Genomic DNA, 16,149 nt, shown 5'->3' on the forward strand with positions numbered 1-16,149 from the left:
AGGTGACGTACAGCCGGAGACGGCGTACAGCCGGAGGTGATGCACAGCCGCAGGACGCCCGCCGTCAGGCGGCCGGCACCGCCGTCGGGGGCCGCGACGGCGCCATCGCCCACCGGACCGCCGAGGTCACGGCGCAGCCCAGCGGCCGTACGCACAGGCTGTCCACCACGGGCAGCCTCGGCAGCCGCAGCTCGGCCGCGGCCCAGGAAGGCAGCAGCGAGACGGCGTTGGCGGCCAGGACCCCGTACGGAAGACGGACCGCCAGAGGCACGGGCGGGTCGAACAGGAGGAAACGCGCGGCTGCCCGCGCCTCCGGAGTGGCGCGCGTCTCCGCACGGTAGGCGGCCAGCCGCGCCTGGAGCTCGGCCAGGCTCGACGGCGGGTCGGGGACACCCAGCGCCGTGGCCACCCGGGCCATGTCCGCGACGTAGCCGTCGCATCCTTTGGAGGACAACGGCCGTACGCCGTAACGCTGGTGGGCGCGCAGGAAGCTGTAGGCCTCCGCGGCGTGCACCCAGCCGAGCAGATGCGGGTCCGCGGCGTGATACCGCATTCCCTCGCCGGTGACGCCCCGCACCCTCTCGTGCACCGCCCTGACCCGGTCGCACGCCTCCTGGGCGCTGTCGGCCGTGCCGTACGTGGTGGTGGCGAGGAACGTACTCGTGCGCTGGAGCCTTCCCCAGGGGTCGCCGCGATAGCCGGAATGGGCGTCGACGGCGGCCATGGCGAGGGGATGAAGCGACTGGAGCAGCAGCGCGGAGAGTCCGCCGATGAACATCGACGCGTCTCCGTGCACCCTGCGGATCGGACGGTCCGGGCCGAACCAGCGCGGGCCGGGAGTGCCGTGGATCCGGGCGCGGTTCCTGGGTCCCTCCGGGCCCGCCACGCGGGCGAAGAGGCTGTTCCCCAGCCGCTCCCGCAGGCCGGGTGGTTCCGTGCCGGTGCGTCTCATCGGTGCTGGGCCTCCCGGTCTCGTGGTGCCGGTGCGGCGCCCGGGTCTTCCGCTGCCGTCGACGAAAGACCCGGGGGGTACGGCACGCCGTCCCGCCACGGGGCGAGGGCGATGTGCTGCCCGCCGTCTCTTCGGCGTCCCGGCGGCCTTCGGATGCGGCGCTCCCCGCATCGGGCGACGGAGGGCACCTCCTGTGGCAGCAGCATCCACCATGGCTCGAATCCCCGGAAACGCCTACATTGACAGTACCTCTGCCGGGTAGGGCGGCGTGGAGCGCGCCGCGTGGACCGGCTGCCTCCGAGCGAGCGGCCCGAGGAGCGGCGGAGGACGGGACGAGCCATGCAAGAAGCACAGAGGATGCCGCGTCGTGGGGCGAAGGCGACCGGGAGCGGCCGGACCTACGGGATCCCCGCCGTGAACTGGCGCGAGTCGGCGGCCTGCCGTTCCGAGGACCCGGAGCTCTTCTTCCCCATCGGAGACGACGGACTGTCGCTGCGCCAGATCGAGCAGGCCCGCGCGGTCTGTCACGGCTGCCCCGTCGTCCGGGCCTGCGCGGACTGGGCGCTGCGCCACGCCGAGTACGACGGGGTGTGGGGCGGGATGTCGGCGGAGGAACGCCGCAGCCTGCGCCGCGACCGAATGGCCGGGAGCGCGCGAAGCCCCGAGACATGACACCACCGGGGGGACGGGGACATGACACCACCGGGGGGACGGGCGGGGCTCGACGGAGCTGCGCCGCCCGCCCAGGTGCAGGTCCGGTCAACCCTGTGCCGGGCGGAGGAACACCTGGTCCTCGTAGCACCAGGCCCAGGTCTCGCCCGGTTCCACGGACCGGGCGAGGGGATGTCCGGTCCGTTCGTGGTGCGCTGTGGCGTGCTGACCGCGGGAACTGTCACAGCAGCCGACGTGGCCGCAGGTCAGGCACAGCCGAAGGTGCACCCAACGCATGCCCTCGGTGAGGCAGTCCTCGCAGCCGGCACCGGGGGAGAGGGGGAGATCGGGCAGATCCGCGGCCAGGTGCGCGCAGACGCCGCCCTCCGGCCGTCCGCCGTCCTCGGCGACTGCCCACGTGACCATCGGACCTCCTCGGTTCGGCCTGCGACCGGTCCCCACCATGAAAACGCGTCGCCTCGGTGAGCGCACGCGCGGGTCCGGGTACGACGCACCCTTCTACTAGGCACGGCGGCCCGGGACATACGGCCTTTCAGTGGGCGCGGCGGCCCCGGACATGCGGCCTTTCAGTGGGCGCGGTGGCCCCGGACATGCGGCCTTGCAGTGGGCGCGGCGGCCCGGGACATGCGGCCTTTCAGTTGGCACGGCGGCCCCGGACATGCGGCCTTTCAGTGGGCGCGGTGGCCCCGCGGAGGGCCCTTCCGCGGGGCACGGCGACCCCGGGGAGAGCTCGTCGCGGGCTCTCCCCGGGGCCGCGTCGGTGGACCGGGCGGCGCGGTCGGCGTCAGACCCGGTCTGCGGCGATCAGCACGTACTGGAAGCTGCCGTTCTTGTACGCGTTGATGAACGTCTCCTCGATGCCGGTGACGAGCTCGTCGGCCTGACTGCGCAACTCCCAGTAGGGGAGGGCGGCTTCGGTGAGGTCCTCGACGTGCACGGGCACCAGGCGGTTGGCTGCCAGGGCCCGGAAGTACGCCGACCGGGGGTGGATGTCGCAGATGTAGTGGGCGTTGATGAGGGAGACCTCGCGCGAGGCCTGCCCGTAGGTGTCGTTGTAGCAGCCGGTGATCACGACGTAGCGGCCGCCGCGCCGCAGCAGCCGGGCGTGTTCGGCGAACAGCAGGTCGAGCTCGACGTACATGGTCGACTCGTTGTTCCACGACGCGGCGAACTCCCCGGACGGGAGGCCGGTGTCGAGCATGTTGGCATGGTGGTAGCGGACCTTGCCGTCGATGCCGCGCTTGCGAGCCTGCGCGTTGGCGAACTCGGCCTGTTTGGCGGAGATCGTGACGCCGTCCGTCCGGCAGCCGTACCGCAGATGGGCCACCACGCTGCCGCCGCCGCGCCCGCAACCGGCGTCGAAGGCCCGGTCGGTGGGGGCGAGGGGGCCGAGATGGGCGGCGAGGAGTTCGGCCTGGGCGTGCTCCAGGCGGTGCAGTTCGGCGGTGATCCGCTCGTGGCGCCGGACGGGGTCCCGTTCGTCGAGCACGGAGTCGTCGGCTGCGCCGATCCCGTAGTGGTGGTGGTACAGGTCGTCGATCTTGCCGAGTTCGAGGTTGACCGGGTTCTCCTCGGCGTTCCAGTAGTCGGCGACGCGGGACTGGTACGTGGACTGGGCCGGGACCGAGGCTGCCGGGGTGATGTGGGGGGCGGTGGTCAACAGTGACTCCTCGCGATGCTTCTGACGACAGGTCAGGGACGGTGCGGGTGACGGATTGCAGGGGTCGGGAGCGGTCACCAGTAGTTCGGCAGGTGGTAGCGGTGGGTGTTGGTCGCGTGCCATTCGTGGTTGCCGGACACCCAGGAGGCGAGACCCTCGGCGTAGCGCTCGACGAGGGGTGAGCCGGCGGAGAGGGCGGCGGCCTCCTCCTCGAAGGCCGTCATGATCTCGTTGTGGATCTCGACGGACTTCAGATAGGCGGCCTTCAGCCCGCGGCGGTCGTCGGCGGCGACGACCTGCGGGAGATTGAGGTGCGTGGGATCGTTCGCCAGCTCCTTGGTGAAGGAGTACAGGTCGTTGACGATCGTGGTGGCGTTGCAGGCGAGCGCCGTGATCCGCTGGATCTCGGGCCGGGCGTAGACGGCCTCGGGCAGTTCGTATCCGTCCACGGCGTCGACGATGGAGAGGCAGGGGCGGAAGTTGTTGAACTGCCGCATCACCAGGTACTCCCACACCCGCGGCACGTACCGGGTCTCCGCCCAGGCGGCCTCGGCGAGATACCCGAGGTGCAGCCGGGCGATGTCGTGCAGGAAACGGTCGGTCTGACTGGGCGTGGCGAAGGCCGCGTACTCCTGGAGCGCCCAGTGGTACGAGCGCAGCGGCCCGTCGGCCTGCATCCCGCCCCTCCACTGCGTCTCCGTCTCGGGGGTGCCGTGGAAGGGGTCGATGGCGGACTGGGCCATGATCAGCCGGCCGCCGAGGCCCCGGGGCGATCCGCCCTTGTCCTCGCAGTAGCAGTCGTCGACGACGTTCTCGGCGAGCAGCAGCTTGCCGGCGGTGGTGAGGCGCTCCAGGTCGGCCGCGCCCGGGTGCTGGAGCACCACGGCCCGGCCGAACTGGAAGCCCGCGAAGTCCTCGAACCAGGCGTCCGGGAACAGGTCGAGTCCTCGGGCCCAGGCCTCCAGCCTGCGATCCACCTCCTCGACCTTCGCCGGATCGGCGGGCACCGCGGGTCTGTGGTGCAGACCGGGAACGGCCCCGCCGCGTCGGGCTCTGAGAGAGCCCGCCAGATCGGGCGGACCCGGGGGCGTGAAGGGGGCGGCGGACACCGGCGGCGCGCTCATCGCGTTCCCCCTCTCCTGCGCGATGTCATTCGGCGGTCCGTCCGATCTGGACGTTCTCCAGAAGCCCCGCCGCGTCGGGCACGAGGATCGCCAGCGAGTAGTAGGCGGTGACGAGGTAGTTGATGATCGCGGCGGTGTTGATGCCCATGAACCGCACATTGAGTCCGGGCTGGTACTCCTCGGGGATGCCGGTCTGGTGGAGGCCGATGACGCCCTGGTCCTCCTCCCCGGTGCGCAGAGCGAGGATGCTGGTCGTGTGCTGGGGGCTGATCGGGATCTTGCCGCAGGGAAAGATGGGGACGCCGCGCCAGGCGGGAACCTCGTGGCCGTCGACGTTCGCGGTGCCGGGCACCAGGCCGCGCCGGTTGCACTGCCGGAAGAAGGCCGCGATGGCCTTCGGGTGGGCGAGGAAGAGCCGGGTCTTGCGCCGCATGGCCAGCAGGTCGTCGAGGTCGTCCGGGGTGGGCGGGCCGGAGAAGGTGCTGATCCGCTGGCCGTAGTCGGTGTTGTGCAGCAGCCCGAACTCAGGGTTGTTGAGCAGCTCCCACTCCTGGCGCTCGCGGATCTCCTCGACGGTGAGCCGGAGTTGCTGCTCGGTCTGGTCCATCGGGTCGTTGTAGAGGTCGGCGACCCTGCTGTGGACCCGCAGCACCGTCTGGGTGAGCGACAACTCGTACTCGCGCGGCGCCAGTTCGTAGTCCACGAACCCGCCCGTCAGGGTCGGCTCGCCCGAGTGTCCGGCCTGGACGGGGACGTCGGCCTCGCCCTTGCGGTTCATCGGCAGTTGCTGCCGCTCCGCGTACGCCGCCAGGTGCGCCGCGAGGGACGGTGCCCGCTCGATGAACTCCCTGACGATGTCCCAGGGCAGCACCAGGACGGTGCCGGCCGTCTCGGCCCGGACCGAACTCAGCCACAGCGGGTCCGGCTGGCCGATGGCCTCGTCGCCCATCTGGTCGCCGTCGGTGACGACCCCGAGGACCTCCTCCTCGCCGTACTTGCCGGCGGTGTAGCGGGTGAACCTCCCGTGGGCGACCAGGTACGCCTCCGTGACCGGCTGCCCGGCCTCGAAGAGGACCTGCCCGGCCCGCACCCGCCGGGTCCGGAAGCGGGTGGCGATCTCGCCGAGGACAGCGTTGTCGGAGTAGCCACGCAGGACCGGGAGTTCGGTCAGCGTCTCGGGAATGACCCTGATGTCGTCCCCGCCGTTCTGCTCGAACTGCACCCTGCCCCGGCCGACGCTGAGCTGAAGGCGGCGGTTGACCCGGTAGGCGCCGCCTTTGACGTCCACCCAGGGCAGCATCTTGAGCAGCCATCGTGAGGTGATGGCCTGCATCTGCGGAGCGGACTTGGTGGTCGTGGTCAGTCTGCGCGCCGCGTGGGTGCTCAGACTTGTCAGCTGTTGCTGGTCGGCGGTGTCGGGGGCGGGTTCGTCGGTGGCGGGACCGGTGGCGCTGTCCGTTACGGACACATTCCCTCCTGGGAGGTGAACGAGGGTGAGCGAAGCGGTCGGCGGTGCGCGAGGTCCGTCTGCGCAGATCCCAGGCAAACAGCTGTGACGGGCTGTGCGGTACGGCGTACGAGGGGCGGTTTGCGCATTCTGGTGGTGCAAACCCGCCGGATGAGGCAGGTGGCACGTGGGGCGGTGATCGCGCGCCGTTCACACGCTCCGGGAACGTGTGTGCCGTGGGTGTACGCGCGATCGGCTCACCGGCGACGGCCGGGACCGTCCGGTGCCGGACCGGCGAGGGGCGTCCGTCGGCGGACTCGGGCCGCCGCCTCGATGAGGCGGCTATCATCCGATTGAAGCTGTTTCACGCCTTTTATTGGTACTGGTGTATTCCTTCTGGAGTGGTCGATGGGCCGCAAGCGCCTGACGGGCGACGGCGACGAGCTGCTGGCCAGGCTCGGCTCCCTGACCACCCAGGTGCGCGAACGCGCTGAGTTCCAGCGCTCCCAGGTGGAACTGGCCATCGCCCTGCAACGCGGCATGCTGCCCGGCGACATGCCGACCGCCCCGGGGTTCCACCTGGCCGTCGAGTACGCGCCGGCCTGCTACGGCCTCAATGTGGGCGGGGACTGGTACGACGCCTTCAGACTGCCGGACGGCTGCATCGGCCTGTCGATCGGCGACGTCCAGGGCCACAACATCGAGGCTGCGGCCTTCATGGGCCAGGTCCGGGTCGGCCTGCGGGCGCTGGCCTCCGTCACGGGCGATCCGGGAGAACTCCTCTCCCGGACGAACGAGCTCCTCCTGACCCTCGGCACCGACCTCTTCGCCACCTGCACGTTCGTGCGGCTCGACCCGGCCGCCGGAGTGCTGGAGAGCGCGCGGGCCGGACACATCCCCTGCGTGTGGGCCACCGCGGACGGGCGGTCCGGCATCGCCGAGGACGAGTGCGGGCCACCGCTCGGCATCCTGGGCGGCACGGACTACCCGGTGACCTGTCAGCGGCTGAGCTCGGGCGGGGTCTTCGTGCTGCTGACCGACGGTGTCGTGGAGGGACCGTCGATGAGCATCGACGAGGGGCTCGACCAGGTGATCCGCCTCGCCGGCGTCGCGGCCGTCGCCGGCGTGGGGGCGGGGAAGCTCGCGGAAGCCGTGATCAAAGGGGCCGAGCGCGTCGGCCACGAGGACGACGCGGCCGTACTGGTGCTGCGGCACGACTCGCCGGGTTCGCACGGCCGGTCGTAGTCCGGACCGCATCCGGACCGAGCCCGGGGCCCGTGCCGCACCCGGCGTAGGCGGCGGGGTTCGGGCCGGACGCGGGACCGGGCCCGGGGTTCGGGCCGGACGCGGGACCGGTTCTGGGGTTCGGGGCGTACGCGGGACCAGGCCCGGGGCGCGAGCCGCTTCAGAGGTTCAGCCATAGGGCCGGACGGCCCGCCCCTCGCCTCGCCGACGGGGCCACGTCGGTGTCTGATGGCTGCTGTGGTGGGTACCGAGCAGCTGTCTCGACCGGTCGGCGCCGGTCTTCAGATGCTTGCGGTCGCGGCCTGTTACTACGGTGCGGGCCGACTGGGACTCCTGCGACACCTCGTCCTCGACGGAGCGGTGTTCACGCCCATCTGGCCGCCCACCGGCGTCGCGGTCGCAGCCGTGCTGATCCTCGGCGTCCGGGTGTGGCCCGGCGTCGCGCTCGGTGCCCTGCTCATCGTCCTGTCCATCACCTCGTTCCGGCCCGACGTGATCGTCACCGTCGCGGGCAACACCGTCGCCCCGCTCTGCTCCTACCTCCTGCTGCGCAAGGCGGGTTTCCGCACCGAGCTCAGCCGACTGCGCGACGGCCTCGCGCTCGTGTTCCTCGGGGCCTTCGCCGGAATGCTGATCAGCGCGACGACCGGGGCCGGCATCCTCGTCCTCGTCGGCAGGCTCGCCGCGGACTCGTTCTGGCCGGTGTGGCTGACCTGGTGGGTGGGCGACGCGATGGGCGTCCTGATCGTCACCCCGGTCCTGCTCATGCTGTCCCGCGTCCGCACGCCGCTGCGTCCCGCGCGCTGGAAGGAGGCCGCGGTCCTGATACTCATCGCCCTCGGTCTCGTCCCGTTCGCCACCCTCAGCCCCCTCAGCATGCTCTTCCTCCTCTATCCGCTGCTGATCTGGGCGGCACTGCGTTTCCAGCACGGCGGCAGTGTGCTGTGCGCCCTCTTCGCCTCCGTCATGGCCACCGTCGCGGCGACGGAGCGGACCGGTGCGTTCGACCGTCTGAGCGACATCGAAGTGATGGTCAAACTCCAGGTGTTCAACGGTTCCGCGGCCCTGACCGCGCTGCTCCTGTCGGCCGTGATCATCGAGCAGCGCAACACCAGGCGCTCGGTGGAGCAGGCTTGCAAGGAACTCGTGGAAGTCCTGGAACATCTGACCGCCGGGGAGGCTTCCTCCAGACCGCCGCCCATGGAGAACGACGGCTGAGGGCGCGGGCGTCGACGATCCGGCAGTGGTGCAGCGGCCGTTCCGGCACTGTGCGTCCCGTCGTCACGGCCCGGTGCGACCGCGGAGCCCGGTGGGGAAAGATGGGACGACAAACGAAGAACCACCGATGTGGAGGTGCGGGCACATGCAGCACGAGCGAGCGGGCCGGCCGGCCGGCCCCGAGGACCTCGTCGACGTCGCCCGGTTGGTCACCGCGTACTACGCGCTCCACCCCGACCCGGCGGAGCCAGGCCAGCGGGTCGCCTTCGGAACCTCCGGACACCGCGGATCGTCCCTGGCGACCGCGTTCAACGAGGACCACATCGCCGCGACGAGCCAGGCCATCTGCGAGTACCGCGAGAGCCAGGGCATCGACGGCCCGCTGTTCCTGGGCGCCGACACCCACGCGCTGTCGGAACCCGCGAAGGTCACCGCCCTGGAGGTGTTCGCGGCCAACGACGTGTCGGTCCTCATCGACGAAGCCGACGGCTACACGCCCACTCCCGCGGTCTCGCACGCCATCCTCACCCACAACCGCGGACGGTCCTCCGGCCTCGCGGACGGGGTCGTGGTCACCCCCTCCCACAACCCGCCCGCCGACGGAGGCTTCAAGTACAACCCGCCGAACGGCGGACCGGCGGGCTCCGAGGCGACCTCCTGGATCCAGGACCGCGCCAACGAACTCATCGCCGGCGGCCTCAAGGGCGTACGCCGCATTCCCTACGCCAGGGCGCTGGCCGCCCCCGGCACCGGCCGCTACGACTTCCTCGGCACCTACGTGACCGACCTGCCGCAGGTGCTGGACCTGGACGCCGTCCGCGCCGCCGGCGTACGCATCGGCGCCGACCCGCTCGGCGGGGCCTCGGTCGCGTACTGGGGACGCATCGCCGAACAGCACGGACTCGATCTGACTGTGGTCAATCCGCTCACCGACCCGACCTGGCGGTTCATGACCCTGGACTGGGACGGCAAGATCCGGATGGACTGCTCGTCGCCCTACGCCATGGCCTCGCTGATCGAGCGGCGCGACCGTTTCCAGATCGCCACCGGCAACGACGCGGACGCCGACCGCCACGGCATCGTCACCCCGGACGCCGGGCTCATGAACCCCAACCACTACCTCGCCGCCGCCATCGCCTACCTGTACGCCCACCGGGAGCAGTGGCCCGCGGGGACCGGCATCGGCAAGACGCTGGTGTCGTCCGGCATGATCGACCGGGTCGCCGGCGACCTGGGCCGTCGGCTGGTCGAGGTGCCCGTGGGCTTCAAGTGGTTCGTGGACGGCCTGGTCGGCGGTTCCCTCGGTTTCGGCGGTGAGGAGTCGGCCGGCGCCTCCTTCCTGCGCCGCGACGGCTCCGTGTGGACCACCGACAAGGACGGCATCATCCTGGCGCTGCTCGCGTCCGAGATCACCGCGGTGACCGGGAAGACGCCGTCGGAGCACTACGCCGCGCTGACGGCGCGATTCGGCGAGCCGGCGTACGAGCGCATCGACGCCCCGGCGAACCGCGAGGAGAAGGCTCTCCTGGCGAAGCTGTCGCCCGCGCAGATCACCACGGACACCCTGGCCGGAGAGGCGGTCACCGCGGTTCTCACCGAAGCCCCGGGCAACGGCGCGCCCATCGGCGGTATCAAGGTGACCACCGCCAACGCCTGGTTCGCCGCCCGTCCCTCGGGGACCGAGGACGTCTACAAGATCTACGCCGAGTCGTTCCTCGGCACGCAGCACCTCCGACAGGTGCAGGAGGAGGCCAAGGGCGTGGTCTCGACGGCGCTGGGCGGCTGAGCAGGCGCCCCGGCAGTGAGCCGCCGTACGCCGAGAGCCGTACGCCGACGCTGCGGGCCCCGCCCTCCCGGGGCCCGTGCGCCGGGCGCTCGGCCGACGGCGCGTCATCCGGGGGAGAGCCGCGGGAGGCCGCGCACAGTGGCCGCCGCGGCCCTCCCCTTCGCCTGCCGCAGCTCCGGCCGGGGCGCTCGACGGAACGCGCGGCAGACCGGCTCGGAATGGCCGCCCGACGGCCGCTGACCTGCTGTGATTTCGCCCACCTCCTCTTGTCGCGGGGAGAAGGGCGTTCCTAGGTTCTGTTCCATGGCCCCACATGACCCCCCACGCCCCCACGACCCCGGCGAGGCGGCCGGCCCTCGGCAGTCCGGTGCCGGGCGGGACGACGCGCCCGCACTGGTCGACTTCACCGTCGATCTCACCTCGCAGGAAGTGCTCCGGCAGGCGCAGGTCCTCGCCGCCCTCGGCCCCGACTGGGACCCGATGGAGGTGCTGCGCGATGAGGAGGCCGCTTACGACCTGCTGTACTCCGGTCTCGACGACGAGCAGCAGCGCCTGTACGACGGGCTCGTCGCGGCCGGGGTGCTCCCCGAGCGCGGGGGCGGTCGTGCTGCCGCTTGACCCGCAGGCGGACCGCGGGCGTCGCGCCTGGGTGAGGTGCCCCAACTGTGACGACAGCCGTGGCTGCGCGTCGTGCGAGCAGCAGCGAACGTGCTCCGTCCACTGGCGCTATCTGCTGTCCAGTCGCGGCAGCCTGCTCCACCTCCAGTGCCCGTCGTGCACCCACCTGTGGGTGCACGAGAGCGGCTTCGGCGCTTCCCGGTCCCGTTGGGACCGCATCACCGGCAGACGTCGCGAACGCTGACCGTGCCACCGGCCGGGGGGCGCGTTCACCGGCGCGGTGCCGTGGGGGAGCCCGTTCCGGAACCCGTGCACGGCCCCGTCCACCGATTCGAGGAGGCGCGCGGCCCCCTGATGGATCGCGGACCGGCACCTCGGGGTACAAACACTATGCGCACCATCGCGAACACCCACTGCTGAAGGATTGCCGGTCTTGGACTTCCCACACCCAGAAACCCCTGCCCCGCGACGCCAAGGGCGGACATGGACCGTCAGGGTCTCCGGCCACAGCGACCGCACCGCGTCCGTCACCTGCTCCTCACCGTGCGCGATGCCGCCGAGGTCCCGGGACCTCGCCGCACTGCGCCGCTTCGCCGAAGCCCATGTCGCGGCGCACGGCCGGGCGGCCACCGTGCACCCGGACGCCTCCTGCGCCTGCCGCCAGACGCAGTGCGCCTCCCATGAGGACAGCCCGGTGCACTGCGCCGGGGGCGTGCTCCTGGTGCTGCGCCACGACCCGGCCGTCGCCCAGGTGTGGACCCTCATGGAGGTCTGCGCCGCGTGCGCACCCCTGATGACGCACACCCGCATCATCGGCCGCGCCGTGCCCCGCACCCGTACCCCGGCCACGCCGCCCGCGCCGGCACCCGCGGCGGACGCCTCGGTGGGTGCGCCCGGGGTTCCGGGCGGATTCAGCGCCCCGACGGGTCCCGGATTCAACAGCGAGGACATGCCCCAGGCACCGTCGCGCCGTCGCTCGGGCGGCGGACGCGGCGGTCCCGGGCAACGGCAGGGCCGCCGCGGCCAGGGCCGGTCCCGGGGCTGAACCCGGCCCTGCCGGACACCCGCTCCCGGGTCAGTCGAGGAGGAGCGGATCGGGCAGGGCGGCCTCGGGACGCATGCGCAGAAGCGTGTGCAGGACCCCCGAGAGACCGGACATGAGGCTGGGGGAGAAGGCCTCACGGGCCAGGCCGCCCACCGGCCCGCGTTGTTCGAGACCGCTCAGGATCTCGCCGTCCCGGTCGGCAGGGTCGCCGAAGTCCAGGGAGGTGAGGAACTCCCAGAGACCGAGGTCGCCGTGGCACAGGGTGTGGCTCCAGCCGAAGCCCTCCGCCGCCGAGGCGCGCGCGGCGCGGTGGGCCATGTCGAGGTGGGCGGGATCGCCCGCGCGCCGGTGGAGATCGAGCATGCCGATGCCGATTCCCGTGCTGCCGTGGCACCAACTGGTGAAGAAGTCCTCCTCCGCGCCGATCCGGACGTCGAGCCAGTTGCCGTGCTCGGGCCGGTAGAGCGACTCCTGGTAGGCGAAGGCCCGCTCGGCGAGGCCGGCCCAGCCCCGCCGGTCGGCCGCGGACCCGGCGTCGCTGAGGGAGAGGCGGGCCAGTGCCCAGCCGATGCCGGTCGCTCCATGGGCGAAGCCGCCGATGCCCTCGGGATTGAGCCGGGTCGTCCATCGGGCACCGCTCGCGTCGACCGTGGCGAGCCCGGTCAGCCGGTGCCCGATGCGGGCGGCGGCGTCGAGCCAGCGGTCCTGCCCGGTCGCCTCGGCCAGACGGAGCAGCGGAACGATCCCGCCCGCCGCGCCGTTGAGGAGGTCCACCTCGACGTCGTCCTCGACCAGTCGGCCCTGTGCGAGCAGCAGTGCTCTCCCGGCGGCCCGCTCCAGCAGCCGGTCCTCACCGAGCACACGGTGCAGCGCCATCCACGTCCACACCTGCGACGCGGCCCCGCTGAAGGCGCCCGGTGACGGCGTCGGCGTACGGTCCTCGGTGGCCACCAGTACGCGCAGCGCGCCCTCGAACGTCTCGGCGACACCCGGCACTTCGTCGGCCCGCCCCGCCTTCGCCTCGGTCAGGTACTCCGCGAGCGTCAGAGCGACCCCGCCCTGACCGGTGTAGAGGTCGGCGGGCAGCACCCTGATGGACCATCCGGCCGGGGTGAAGACGGGGCTGATCCAGGTGACCGTGCCGTCCCGGCCCCGTACGGCCGCGTCGCACAGCCGGCGCGCCATCCGGGTGGCCAGGGCGCGCCGGCGCCGCTCCCGGTCCCGTGCGTGCGGGGCGTCGGCGGCGGCCTGCACGCGCGGCGGCAGTGAACGCTCGTTGAGGTACGCGCCCACCAGGGCGTCCTGGATCACCGCCTCCTCCAGCGGCAGATCGGCGGTGCGCCAGTCCTCGACCGTGGCCCCCACGGCGGCCGCGTCCACGACGAAGTCGAACATCGGCACGTCGCCGGCGAGGAGGTCCGCGACCTCGCCGTCGATCGTCGCGCGGTCGGTCGGCGCACCCGGCAGCACCTGGGCGTTGCGGCGCAGGATGTCCCGGGCGCGCTCCATGGCCGCCGCTTCGTCGTGCAGCGACGCCGGGTGCCAGAGCATCCGGCCGATGTCGACGTACGCCTGCGTCGGCCGCAGGATGCGCCGAGCGTGGGTGCCTTCGAAGCGGCGGAGCAGCCGGCGCGGGGCGATCCCGGGCCCGCGCAGGTACGCGGTCATCTCCCGGAATCCGGCCAGGACCCGGTCCCAGTACGTGCTCAGGACCGGGGTGGCGCTCGGATGGTTGCCCGCGCCGGGCATGGCCACCAGGTCCACCTGGAAGCGGGCCGCGGCGGTGCCGCCGTCCGCGATCACCGGGTTCGGGATGAGCGGCTGCTGGCCGGGCAGGGCGCCGACTCCGGAGATGTCCACGCCGCCGAGCGCGAAGCCGGTGCCGCGCACGGGCAGCAGGCCGGTGCGCAGCACGGTACGGCGGATGGCCGCCGCGGCGACGTCCACCGCGTCGCCGCGGCCGTCGGGCGGGAACGGCGCGGGCGCGTCGAAGAGTGTCTCCGCGTCCACGATCACCGGCACCGGGCCCGCCGCGATCATGTTCTCGGCGTGCATGTCGGTGCCGCCGGTGAAGCGGAGGACGGCGAGCCAGTGGCCGATGTTGCGGTAGAACGCGGCGAGTTCGGCGTCGTCCGCGCAGTAGCGGTGGCGGACGAACTCCGCCCAGCCGTATCCCTCGCGCGCCAGTGTCCGTGGCACCCGGATGCGCTCGTGCTCCGGCGGAGCGCCCGGGAAGTCCGCGAACAGCTCGTCCAGCAGCGCGCCCAGGGCCACGTCGGCCCCGGACGGCCGGGGCTTGTACATGACGCTGCCACCGGAGAACTCGATCCGGCTGACCGTCAGACCGCCCCGGTGGGTGTCACCCTCCCCGAACGTGACGGCCCGCACCTTCCCCGCCGGTGTTCCCAGCAGCGGCCGCAGCAACGCGCGGTCCGCGGCGACGCGTTCGGCCAGACCGGCCGTCGCCGCCACCGACGACCGCGCCACCGACGCGATCCGCCGGCCCGCGCACGGATACCGGTCGGCCAGCCGGTCGAGACAGCCCTCCTCGCAGGCCTGCTCGATGAACACGGCCCACGTCTCGGTGTCCGCGCCGGCGTCCGTCGCGCCCCGGCCGCCGCGCCCGCCGCCCGTCGTCAGGCGCAGCGCGTGCAGTTCGATCAGGAACAGCCGGGACAGTTTGGCGTGCAAGGACCTGAGCAGGACGGTGTGACCTGCTTCCAGCACCGTCTCCCGCTCCTCGCGGTCCAGCCCGTCCACGGCGGCCAGCCGCCGGGCCAGCTCATCCCGCCAGGGGCGGGCGATGCTCCGTACGGGTTCGACGAACCAGTCCGCTTCGTCCCTGCTCCCGGGCGCCGATCCGCTCACGGTCCACCGTCTCCCTTCCGCCGAACGTCCGCGCCTGCCAGGCGCCTCGAGGGACGTGGGGAACCACCCGACCGGACCGGACCTGTCTGCGGGCGTCGCGGACCGCGCGCAGTTCCCCACGCTGCTGCTCTCGGACCTCACTCCGCGGGGACGCCTCCGGACGAGGCGGACCCCGCGGTCGTACCGGTCGAGAAGCGCGTCGGGGAGAAGCCCTTCCGCAGGAAGGCCCTCCGCCGCGGGCTCTCAACGCGCCACCACGGGACGGCGGTCAGCAGCACCAGCTGCCGCGCGAGCCGCTCGGGCTGGAACAGAAGCCGTAGAGGGAGTCGCTCGGGTCGGTGAGCGCGGCCTCCGCGGCGGCGCCGCCGACGTACAGCGGACCGGCCGGGTTGAGCTCGCCGTATGCGCTCTCGGCGCCGGACAGCCAGGCGTTGAGCACGGCGGCGGTCTGAACACTGGTCTGGGGCATCAGCGTCCTCCGGACATAGGAATGGGGCGGATTTGCCCAGCCCTGAGTATCTCCGTGTTCGAACACCCGACAGACTGCTAATCCGGCCAGAGTCCTGCGAGGCCCCTGCGGTGCGCGGCCCCCGCCGGGGCGGGTGGGGCGACGGCGCGGGCGAGCCGGGACGGGCGCCCATCCCGGTGCCCCACGCCGACGAGCCGGGACGAGCGTCCGCCCGATCGCCCCGCGCCGAAGTGCGCCGTCAGCTCGCCCGCCAGTAACCCAGCGCGTGCAGCCGGTCCTTGGGGACGCCCAGCTCCTTGCGGACGTACGACGACAGCGCGCGGGTCGTCCGGGTGTCGCAGGCGATCCAGACGTACGGATGCTCGGCGCCCGTGAGGACGTCGCGCAGTTCGCCCTTCACCCGCTCGACCAGCAGGGCGCCGGCGTCCTGGCGGGGCACCCGGCGGACGTCGTGGCGCCCGGGGTCCGTCCGGAACGGCAACGCGTCGTCGTCTCCCTCGAACCAGACGGTGGCCGGCACCGAACCGATCTCGGTGAGAAGGGAGTTGATGGCCGGCAGCGAGGCCGGGTCGCCGATCGCGACCACGTGCGAGGGCGCGGGTGAGGGCTGCTCGAAGCCTGTGCCCTGGACGGTCGCCTCGATGGTGTCCCCGGGCTTCGCGCTCCGGGCCCAGTCGCTCGCGATCCCGTCGTGCAGGGCGAACTCCATGGAGAACGTGCCGGCTTCGAGGTCCGGGTCGACCAGCGTGTAGGCCCGCTGATGGGGCTTGCCCGCGTTCTCGAACCACAGCCGGACCCACATCGTCGGGTGGACGCCGGTGGCCGCGAGCAGTCCGCCGTCGGTGAGGCTCAGGCGCCGGTAGTCCTCGGTGACGTCCTCGGTGTCCGTGACCGTCAGGATGAAGTCCTTGGCGCGCATCAGCTTCAGCACCGCGCCCTCCCAGCCCCGCCCCTGTGCCATGACCTCTCCACCTCTCGCGTACGTTCTTTTCACGATCAACTAAGGCAAGGCTAACCTAATAATCATCCGAGTGGTGGGCGGGCG

At 72.3% G+C, this 16,149-nt stretch carries 15 protein-coding genes; 7 read left to right on the forward strand and 8 right to left on the reverse strand.

Annotated features, from left to right (window positions below):
• Positions 1–64: 64 nt before the first annotated feature.
• The gene (locus tag ACSYGO_RS41110; RefSeq protein ID WP_426676358.1) at positions 65–952 is read right to left on the reverse strand and encodes an oxygenase MpaB family protein; all 888 of its coding nucleotides are present in this window, start codon (positions 950–952) and stop codon (positions 65–67) included.
• Between the two features lie 414 nt (positions 953–1,366).
• Between ACSYGO_RS41110 and ACSYGO_RS41115 the strand changes: the two genes are divergently transcribed.
• Entirely contained in the window at positions 1,367–1,624 is a 258-nt protein-coding gene (locus ACSYGO_RS41115; RefSeq protein WP_426676894.1) for a WhiB family transcriptional regulator, read from the forward strand.
• A gap of 87 nt (positions 1,625–1,711) precedes the next feature.
• Here the strand turns inward: ACSYGO_RS41115 and ACSYGO_RS41120 are convergent, their stop codons facing one another.
• The 4 genes from ACSYGO_RS41120 to ACSYGO_RS41135 all read right to left on the reverse strand — a co-directional run bounded on the left by ACSYGO_RS41120 (position 1,712) and on the right by ACSYGO_RS41135 (position 5,876).
• Complete coding sequence (locus tag ACSYGO_RS41120) at positions 1,712–2,029, reverse strand: UBP-type zinc finger domain-containing protein (RefSeq protein ID WP_460389865.1); 318 nt, start codon at positions 2,027–2,029, stop codon at positions 1,712–1,714.
• A 379-nt stretch (positions 2,030–2,408) separates the two neighbouring features.
• On the reverse strand, positions 2,409–3,284 hold the full coding sequence (locus tag ACSYGO_RS41125; RefSeq protein WP_426676356.1) for a geranyl diphosphate 2-C-methyltransferase: 876 nt from the start codon (positions 3,282–3,284) through the stop codon (positions 2,409–2,411).
• Between the two features lie 74 nt (positions 3,285–3,358).
• The gene (locus ACSYGO_RS41130) at positions 3,359–4,408 is read right to left on the reverse strand and encodes a family 2 encapsulin nanocompartment cargo protein terpene cyclase (protein WP_426676355.1); all 1,050 of its coding nucleotides are present in this window, start codon (positions 4,406–4,408) and stop codon (positions 3,359–3,361) included.
• Positions 4,409–4,433: 25 nt separating this feature from the next.
• A complete protein-coding gene (locus ACSYGO_RS41135) occupies positions 4,434–5,876 on the reverse strand; it encodes a family 2B encapsulin nanocompartment shell protein (RefSeq protein WP_426676354.1) in 1,443 nt (480 codons plus the stop codon).
• Between the two features lie 387 nt (positions 5,877–6,263).
• On the opposite strand from ACSYGO_RS41135, the gene ACSYGO_RS41140 reads away from it, so the two are divergent.
• The 6 genes from ACSYGO_RS41140 to ACSYGO_RS41165 all read left to right on the forward strand — a co-directional run bounded on the left by ACSYGO_RS41140 (position 6,264) and on the right by ACSYGO_RS41165 (position 11,767).
• Positions 6,264–7,100, forward strand: coding sequence for a PP2C family protein-serine/threonine phosphatase (locus ACSYGO_RS41140; protein ID WP_460389866.1), 837 nt, complete (start codon positions 6,264–6,266; stop codon positions 7,098–7,100).
• A 285-nt stretch (positions 7,101–7,385) separates the two neighbouring features.
• Positions 7,386–8,318, forward strand: a complete 933-nt coding sequence (locus ACSYGO_RS41145) for an MASE1 domain-containing protein (protein ID WP_460389867.1) — start codon at positions 7,386–7,388, stop codon at positions 8,316–8,318.
• A gap of 145 nt (positions 8,319–8,463) precedes the next feature.
• Positions 8,464–10,104 carry a phosphoglucomutase (alpha-D-glucose-1,6-bisphosphate-dependent) gene (gene pgm, locus ACSYGO_RS41150; RefSeq protein ID WP_435228378.1) on the forward strand — a complete coding sequence of 547 codons (1,641 nt, stop codon included), beginning with the start codon at positions 8,464–8,466 and terminating at the stop codon, positions 10,102–10,104.
• Between the two features lie 303 nt (positions 10,105–10,407).
• The gene (locus tag ACSYGO_RS41155; protein ID WP_460389868.1) at positions 10,408–10,722 is read left to right on the forward strand and encodes a DUF6400 family protein; all 315 of its coding nucleotides are present in this window, start codon (positions 10,408–10,410) and stop codon (positions 10,720–10,722) included.
• Positions 10,709–10,966, forward strand: coding sequence for a hypothetical protein (locus ACSYGO_RS41160; RefSeq protein ID WP_078628912.1), 258 nt, complete (start codon positions 10,709–10,711; stop codon positions 10,964–10,966). Before ACSYGO_RS41155 ends, ACSYGO_RS41160 begins: the two co-directional genes overlap by 14 nt.
• 306 nt (positions 10,967–11,272) lie before the next feature.
• Positions 11,273–11,767 (forward strand): hypothetical protein, encoded by a 495-nt coding sequence (locus ACSYGO_RS41165; RefSeq protein WP_426676349.1) that lies wholly within the window; start codon positions 11,273–11,275, stop codon positions 11,765–11,767.
• 30 nt (positions 11,768–11,797) lie between these two features.
• On the opposite strand, the gene ACSYGO_RS41170 is transcribed toward ACSYGO_RS41165, so the two are convergent.
• The 3 genes from ACSYGO_RS41170 to ACSYGO_RS41180 form a co-directional block, all read right to left on the reverse strand.
• Positions 11,798–14,635: a type 2 lanthipeptide synthetase LanM family protein gene (locus ACSYGO_RS41170; RefSeq protein WP_460389869.1), complete on the reverse strand. Its 2,838-nt coding sequence runs from the start codon at positions 14,633–14,635 to the stop codon at positions 11,798–11,800.
• A gap of 268 nt (positions 14,636–14,903) precedes the next feature.
• Positions 14,904–15,104 (reverse strand): DUF6229 family protein, encoded by a 201-nt coding sequence (locus tag ACSYGO_RS41175; protein ID WP_359495390.1) that lies wholly within the window; start codon positions 15,102–15,104, stop codon positions 14,904–14,906.
• Between the two features lie 238 nt (positions 15,105–15,342).
• Positions 15,343–16,065, reverse strand: coding sequence for a siderophore-interacting protein (locus tag ACSYGO_RS41180; protein WP_460389870.1), 723 nt, complete (start codon positions 16,063–16,065; stop codon positions 15,343–15,345).
• Positions 16,066–16,149 lie beyond the last annotated feature (84 nt).

Source organism: Streptomyces krungchingensis, assembly GCF_054729265.1.